The sequence below is a fragment of the Variovorax sp. P1_H12_2 genome (genome assembly GCF_056405335.1).
On the sequence record NZ_JBFUCI010000356.1, the window covers coordinates 1 to 6,844 of the forward strand.

5 protein-coding genes are annotated in these 6,844 nt (G+C 64.1%); 1 reads left to right on the forward strand and 4 read right to left on the reverse strand.

The genetic code is table 11. The features are described from left to right. The 4 genes from AC1D2K_RS26790 to AC1D2K_RS26805 form a co-directional block, all read right to left on the reverse strand. A partial coding sequence (locus tag AC1D2K_RS26790) for a PAS domain-containing protein (protein ID WP_478092391.1) occupies positions 1 to 778 on the reverse strand: 778 nt, incomplete at its 3' end. Further along, positions 775 to 1,554, reverse strand: coding sequence for a hypothetical protein (locus tag AC1D2K_RS26795; RefSeq protein WP_478092393.1), 780 nt, complete (start codon positions 1,552 to 1,554; stop codon positions 775 to 777). The genes AC1D2K_RS26795 and AC1D2K_RS26790, both read right to left, overlap by 4 nt. Continuing rightward, the gene (locus tag AC1D2K_RS26800) at positions 1,551 to 2,393 is read right to left on the reverse strand and encodes a DUF1266 domain-containing protein (protein ID WP_478092395.1); all 843 of its coding nucleotides are present in this window, start codon (positions 2,391 to 2,393) and stop codon (positions 1,551 to 1,553) included. The genes AC1D2K_RS26795 and AC1D2K_RS26800 overlap by 4 nt, the downstream gene beginning before the upstream one ends. Before the next feature lie 377 nt (positions 2,394 to 2,770). Further along, complete coding sequence (locus AC1D2K_RS26805; protein ID WP_478092396.1) at positions 2,771 to 5,974, reverse strand: YadA-like family protein; 3,204 nt, start codon at positions 5,972 to 5,974, stop codon at positions 2,771 to 2,773. 349 nt (positions 5,975 to 6,323) lie between these two features. On the opposite strand from AC1D2K_RS26805, the gene AC1D2K_RS26810 reads away from it, so the two are divergent. Further along, on the forward strand, positions 6,324 to 6,844 hold a 521-nt coding region (locus tag AC1D2K_RS26810; RefSeq protein ID WP_478092398.1), incomplete at its 3' end, for a histidine phosphatase family protein.

The following is a 6,844-nucleotide window of genomic DNA, read 5'->3' on the forward strand; positions in this document are numbered from 1 at the left end:
CCATCGACACATCGACATGGCTGCCTTCCAGGCCCAGCACCTGCCTGCTGCGCTCATCGGCATGAAGCTCGCCGGTGCTCAGGTCCAGCTCCCAGGTGCCCATGCGCGCAGCTTCCAGCGCAATGCTCAGCCCGTCGAGTGCGTCCTCGAGTTGACGCTGCAGCTTCTTCTGCTCGGTCACATCGATGGCCACGCCGACCACGCCACGCAGCTTTCCGCGGCGATCGCGGACCGGCTGCTTGCGCGACTGGATGCTGCGGACTTCGCCATCGATCCACATCTCCTCGTCGAAGGTGCGTGCCTCTTGCGAAGCCATCAGTTCCTTGTCCTGGGCCACGAAGCGATCGCGAAGCTCGGGGCCGAAGAGCGCCATGTCGCCCGCGCCGATCGCGGCCGCTCTGTCGATATGAAACAAGCGCTCGAACTCCGCGTTCACTTCGCGATAGCGCAAGGCGGTGTCCTTGAAAAACAGGACATGAGGGACGGCGTCGAGGATGGCGTGGAGTTCGTCGTCCCGGCGTTGGCTGATTCGATTGCGCAGGAATTGCATGACCGACAGGACGATGATGCAGAGCGATCCCAGCGCCATCCAGAACCAGTGCAGCTCGATGGCCATCGGCTGGCCAAAAAAATAGCCCGCAACACCCAGCACGCAAGTCAACACCATCGTGACGGTGCTTGAATTGAGGCCCCGCACGACCAGATCGACCTTGGTGACCATGGAATCTCCCCCCGAGATGACAAGCAAACCGGGGGAGACTAAACGATCCCTGGTCAAAGCTCCAGGTGAAACCGATCAGGGGCCGAGCGTTCTGACGGGGATCTTCTGGCGGCGGCCCGTTGCACGCGCCGCAATTGGTAGCCGGTGTCGCCCAGGGGGTCGAGGGTCAAGCCGTTCGATTCGCTCAGTTGAATCGCCACGCGCAGGTCGTCGACGGTGCAGGCGATGTTGTCGATGCGATGCCAGACTGCGCCATGCCCGCCCGAAGGCAGCATGCGCTTGAGCCACTTCTTCGTCACAGGCTTCCCTATGTTGAAGAAGAGTTCGAGTGCGACGTCGAAGGCCACTGCATCCAGTGTCACTTCCTCGCCGGCGAAGGCGACGCTCTTCTCGAGCGGATGGAACGCGTAGACACCCCAGGAGAAACTCGCCTGCTCGCTTTCGATCCCCTGGGAGGCCAGGAAAGACATGACCGAGCTGCAGACATCGCCGAAGAAGCGCGGCGAAGCGGTGACGATGTTGTCGCCCGCCTCACCGCGACTGCGTGCGCGCCTGCGCCTGTCCAGGGGCGCGTGGAGCACCGGCACGTTCGGGCCGACCACGGCGAGAGCGCCCGCCACAACCGCACGCCCACGACTGTCCGTATCAGGCACATCACCGAGGAACAGCATGTCGAGGGTCGATGCGGCGGGGCCCATCGCCGTGAGTTCATCGAGATGGGCGAAGACCCGCGGCGCATAGCCGAGCGAGCGCAGAACACGTCGAAGATATTCGCGCGAGCGGGGGGCATAGGCGAGCACCCCGACACGCCGCATGGCAGCCGGGCGCGTCATGACGCGACCACGCTGGCCGTCGGGCCGCGGCTGCCGGGCTCGAAGCGGGCGGGCGCGCCCGGCGCGTTCCGCCGCGGGGCCGCAGCGCCCCATCGCGATGCGCTCCTGGTGGGCGAGCGKTGTTCGTTCAGGAAGACCGAATGCGTGCGTGCGAACTGCCTCCATTCCGYGTGGTCGAAGACTTCGAGCGACCCGCGCAGGCCAAGGCCGACCAGCGCCGCCAGCGAATAGTCCGTCCACGACGCATAGTGGGCGCGGGCGCGCATCTTCAGCGCCCCCAGAACCTCCTCGGCCGACGCCTTCGACACGTGGCCGGCCGTGCAGGCCAGGCGCACCAGATAGGCGAGTTGCTGGATGTCCCAGGCGAGGATGCTCAGGTGGTCCTGCCGGAGCTCGTCGACTTGCGCAATGTGGGCGCGCAGGGCCATGAACAGGCACGTGTCCTCGAGCGCCGCGTATTCGTTCGAGTCGACGGGTTCGCCGGTGAGCCATGCGGCGATGGCCCGCTTCTCGGCCGCCGACATCTTTCCCAGGCTCTCGAGGCGCGACTCGATCACGCGACGGCAGTCCGCCCGCGTCTCGATGCCCCAGTGCTCCCGAAGGACCCGTCCGATGCGCCGCTCGGACAGTGAACTCCCGATCTGGTTGAAGTTGTCGCGCATGAGCAGGGCGAAGTTGCCGCTGAGCAGGCAGCCGAACAACTGCTCGGGCGACATGGCTTCCTTCGGCTTGAATGCGATGGCGCGCGCCCAGGACTCCCTGGACGGACCGAATCGTCCGCGCAGAAAAATCCAGATGACAAAGCCCCAGATCAGGGCCACGGTGGTCAAGGCCGTCATGTTGGCTCCCTTGGTGCATTGCGGATCACGCATGCCCCGTTTGTTCGTTGATGATTTGCCGACGCGGCGATCGGCGGATGTCGGTCAGCCCTGCCAATTCGTCGAGGCTGCGAGGCTGCGAGGCAGAAAGTGCTTGCGTTCGGCCCGCCATGCCGGCCAACCGACTCGAGTGAAGGGCTGCAATGAATCGTACGGACCGCATCGCGGGCAGACCATCAGAACCGTCCGAAAGCACCCCCTGAAACATCAGAAGAAGTACTACAGCGCGATTGCTTACCGTTGGTAAGCCCCGGCGCGCCAGACGGTCGCACGACAAAAAAAAGGAGCGTCACGCTCAGCGTGACGCTCCTTCTTATCAATCCGTCGAGAACTTCGACTTACCAGTGAAAGCCGATGCCTGCGCTCACGCCCACATTGCCGCGCGTGTTGGCCGTGCCCGACAACTTCGTGACCCAGCGCCCGTTGTCGGCCACCTTCGACACGCCGACGGCGAGGGCGGACTCACCGTCCATGTTGCTGATCGCAGCCGATGCCATGCTGCGGCCCGGTTGGATCGACTGCGGCAGGGTCGCCACCGCCATGGCCGCCGCGGCCGCTGCGTTGGAGTCGCGCTTGACGCGGGCGATGTCCGACTGCACCTGGTTCATGCGCTGGTCGGTATAGGCCCTGGCGCTGTCCGCGACCGAGTCGAGCTGGCGCTTGTTGACGGCATCGGTGCTCATGACGGCATCCGCCACGTTGGCGATCGCGCGCTCGTTGCCTGCCGATCCGACGGACACGGTGTTCTCGCGATTACCGGTGGTCGAGCCTGCGCCGAGCGCCACGCTGTTGCTGGCCGAAGCCGTCGCGCCGGCACCGATCGCCACCGCGTTGTCGCCGCTGGCCACGGCCGTCTGCGTCACGTCGCCGCTGGTGGCCAGGTGCGAACTGGCCTGGGTCGTGCCGACCAATTTCTCGACCACGGTCAGGCGGGAGCCGTTGTGGTCGATGGTTCCGGCCAGTCCCTGCAGGGCGTCGCCGACACTGGTGTAGGTGGCATTGTTGACGGTGTACTTCGGGGCCACGATGCTGCCATCGGCGCCGACGGCCGCGCCGCCGCCCAATGCGGAAGCCACGCCACGCAGCTGGCCGACGTTGGCTGCATCCGTGTTGGCCGTGCCAGCGGCAACGTTGGAGAGCAGCACTTGCGCCACATTGGCGTCACCGAACGTGACCTTGGTGCGGTTGGAGTCTGCGTCGTAGATGACCGCATTCGTGTTGCCGTTGCCGTCGATGAGGCCACCCTTCTTGAGCTGACCCAGGTTGACGGCGTCGCCGTTCTCCGTACCGTCGGCCACGTTTTTCAGTTGCGTGCCGTTCGCGCCACCCAGGGTGATACTGCCCTTGTTCGAACCGGCGTCATAGGTCAGCACGTCCAGCGCATTGCCATTCGCGTCAATGATCCCCGACTTCCTCAGTTTCTCGTTGGTCGCAAACAGCTGCGAGCCGTTCACCGCGTCGGTGCTGGTCTCGTTCAGCGCGCCAGCCTTCACACCGCTCAGGGTGCGAGCACCTTCGGTGCCGGCGAAGCTCACCGATGTGCCCGGCTTGTCGCCAGCCACCGTGATCGCCTTGGTCGTCGCGTCCTGCTTCACCAGGCCCACCAAACCGCTGCTCACGTTGTTGGTCAGGTCCGACACCGAGCCTTCGACGATCGTGACACGGCCGTCGAGGCCAGCGATGGCCGTCGTGTTGCCTGCGATGTTGGTCGTGTTGGTCGCCACGTTCTCGTTGGTCGCGAACAGCTGCGAACCGTTCACCGCTTCGGTGCTGGTCCCGTTCAGCGCACCAGCCTTCACGCCACTCAGGGTGCGCGCACCTTCGGTGCCGGCGAAGTTCACCGACGTGCCCGCCTTGTCGCCAGCCACCGTGATCGCTTTGGTCGTCGCGTCCTGCTTCACCAGGCCCACCGAGCCGTTGCTCACGTTGTTGGTCAGGTCCGTCACCGAGCCTTCGACGATCGTGACGCGGCCGTCGAGGTTGGCGATGTTGGTCGTGTTGGCGGCCACGTTCTCGTTGGTCGCAAACAGCTGCGAACCGTTCACCGCTTCGGTGCTGGTCCCGTTCAGTGCACCAGCCTTCACGCCACTCAGCGTGCGAGCACCTTCGGTGCCGGCGAAGTTCACCGACGTGCCCGCCTTGTCGCCAGCCACCGTGATCGCCTTGGTCGTCGCGTCCTGCTTCACCAGGCCCACCAGACCGCTGCTCACGTTGTTGGTCAGGTCCGACACCGAGCCTTCGACGGTCGTGACACGGCCGTCGAGGTTGGCGATGTTGGTCGTGTTGGCGGCCACGTTCTCGTTGGTCGCAAACAGCTGTGAACCGTTCACCGCTTCGGTGCTGGTCCCGTTCAGCGCACCAGCCTTCACGCCACTCAGCGTGCGAGCACCTTCGGTGCCGGCGAAGTTCACCGACGCGCCCGCCTTGTCGCCGGCCACCGTGATCGCCTTGGTCGTCGCGTCCTGCTTCACCAGGCCCACCAGACCGTTGTTCAGGTCGTTGGTCAGGTTCGTCACCGAGTCGCCGATCGTGGTGATGTTGCCTTCGGCGGTCGTGACACGGCCGCCGAGGTTGGCGATGTCCGTCGTGTTGCCGGCGATGTTGGTCGTGTTGGTCGCGATGTTCGCCGTGTTGGCGGCCACGTTCTCGTTGGTCRCGAACAGCTGCGAACCGTTCACCACTTCGGTGCTGGTCCCGTTCAGCGCACCAGCCTTCACGCCACTCAGCGTGCGAGCACCTTCRGTGCCAGCGAAGTTCACCGACGTGCCCGCCTTGTCGCCAGCCACGGTGATCGCCTTGGTCGTCGCATCCTGCTTCACCAGGCCCACCAGACCGTTGTTCAGGTCGTTGGTCAGGTTCGTCACCGAGCCTTCGACCGTCGTGACACGGCCGCCGAGGTTGGCAATGTCCGTCGTGTTGCCGGCGATGCTGGTCGTGTGGGTCGCAATATTCGCCGTGTTGGCGGCCACGTTCTGGTTGGTCGCAAACAATTGCGAGCCGTTCACCGCTTCGGTGCTGGTCGCGTTCAGCGCACCGGCGGCCACGCCGCTGAGCAACACGTCGTTCCCGGATGCCGTACCTGACAGGACATTCTTGGTCGTGCTCATGCCGGGATCCAGAAAAACGGAGAGTTTGCCGCTGGTAAGTCCCAAAGTGCCGCCGTTGGTTCCGATGATGGCATAGGCGGACGAACCGAAAAAGGGCAGGTAAGGGCTATTGCATCCGGTGGAAAGTGCGGTGGAACTCCCAAAAAACTGAGCGGACGAGGTGTCGTTCACACACACACCGGCGGCATTCGCCACAGGCGACAAGCCAAAGAAGAGCAAGGCCGAAGGCAGCGCGGCTGCCAGGAGAATGCGTCGCGCGGCGCGGCCCAGGCGGACCGAGCCACCCGAACGCTTGCCYCGTGATTTCACCTGTTCCGACGCAGCGACCCACGCCCCAAGGGCTTCATTCCAAACGCTGGTATATGACTTGTTCACCCGACTGATCCTTTTGATTTCAATTGACACCATGCCGCGCAGCCCGTCTGCGCGTGCCATCAATTACCCTCGGCCTGGATTACGTGAATCGCTTAATTGCAGAGAGCAACAACATGACCTCATGGTATTGCCGGCACCTTTCTGGTCATATGAGAACTGTCCGAAAGAAGACCGGACATCTGCCTAAAGAAGGCCAGAATTTTCAATCTACAGATCAATCGTGAAAAACTTCCTGAATTCGATCATTTCAATTCCGATAATTGAATTGGAATTTTCCTTCCAATGGAATGAGAATCTTCTTATATTCGGTTTGACGACGCCTCGATAAGCCTGGTCGGGGGTCAATTCTTGGCCCGGACGTCGCCGCCGCGACCCCGTGGGGCGAGCCTCGTGGGCAGAATCGCTCGCCATGGGAACTCTCTATCTCGTGCGCCACGGACAGGCCAGCTTCGGTGCGGCCGACTACGACCAGCTCAGCGACCTGGGCCGCAGGCAGGCGGTCCGGCTGGGCGAGTACTGGCGCGAGCGCGGCATGCGCTTCGATGCGGTGATCACCGGCACGCTGAAGCGCCATCGCCAGACCTGGGAGGGAATCGCGCAAGGCCTGGGGCTCGAGCGCCAGGACGTGCTGCCCTGGCCCGGCCTCAACGAATACGACAGCGAGGCGATCATTGCCACCATCCATCCCGGCAAGCTGGAGAAGCCCGACACGCCGGAGATGTACCGCCACCATTTCCGCCTGCTGCGCGAGGGCCTCGGCGCCTGGATGCAGGGCCGCACCGAACCGGTGGGCATGCCGAGCTATGTGGACTTCTTGGCCGGGGTGACGAGGGCCCTCGACCATGTGCGCGACAAGCACCATGGCGCCAAGGTGCTCGTGGTGTCGAGCGGCGGGCCGATCAGCACGGCCGTCGGCCATGTGCTGGGCAC

What these genes read in the sequence shown, in the direction of transcription:
- AC1D2K_RS26795 (WP_478092393.1), bottom strand. Translation starts at nt 1,554, where the DNA reads ATGACGCGCCCGGCTGCCATGCGGCGTGTCGGGGTGCTCGCCTATGCC.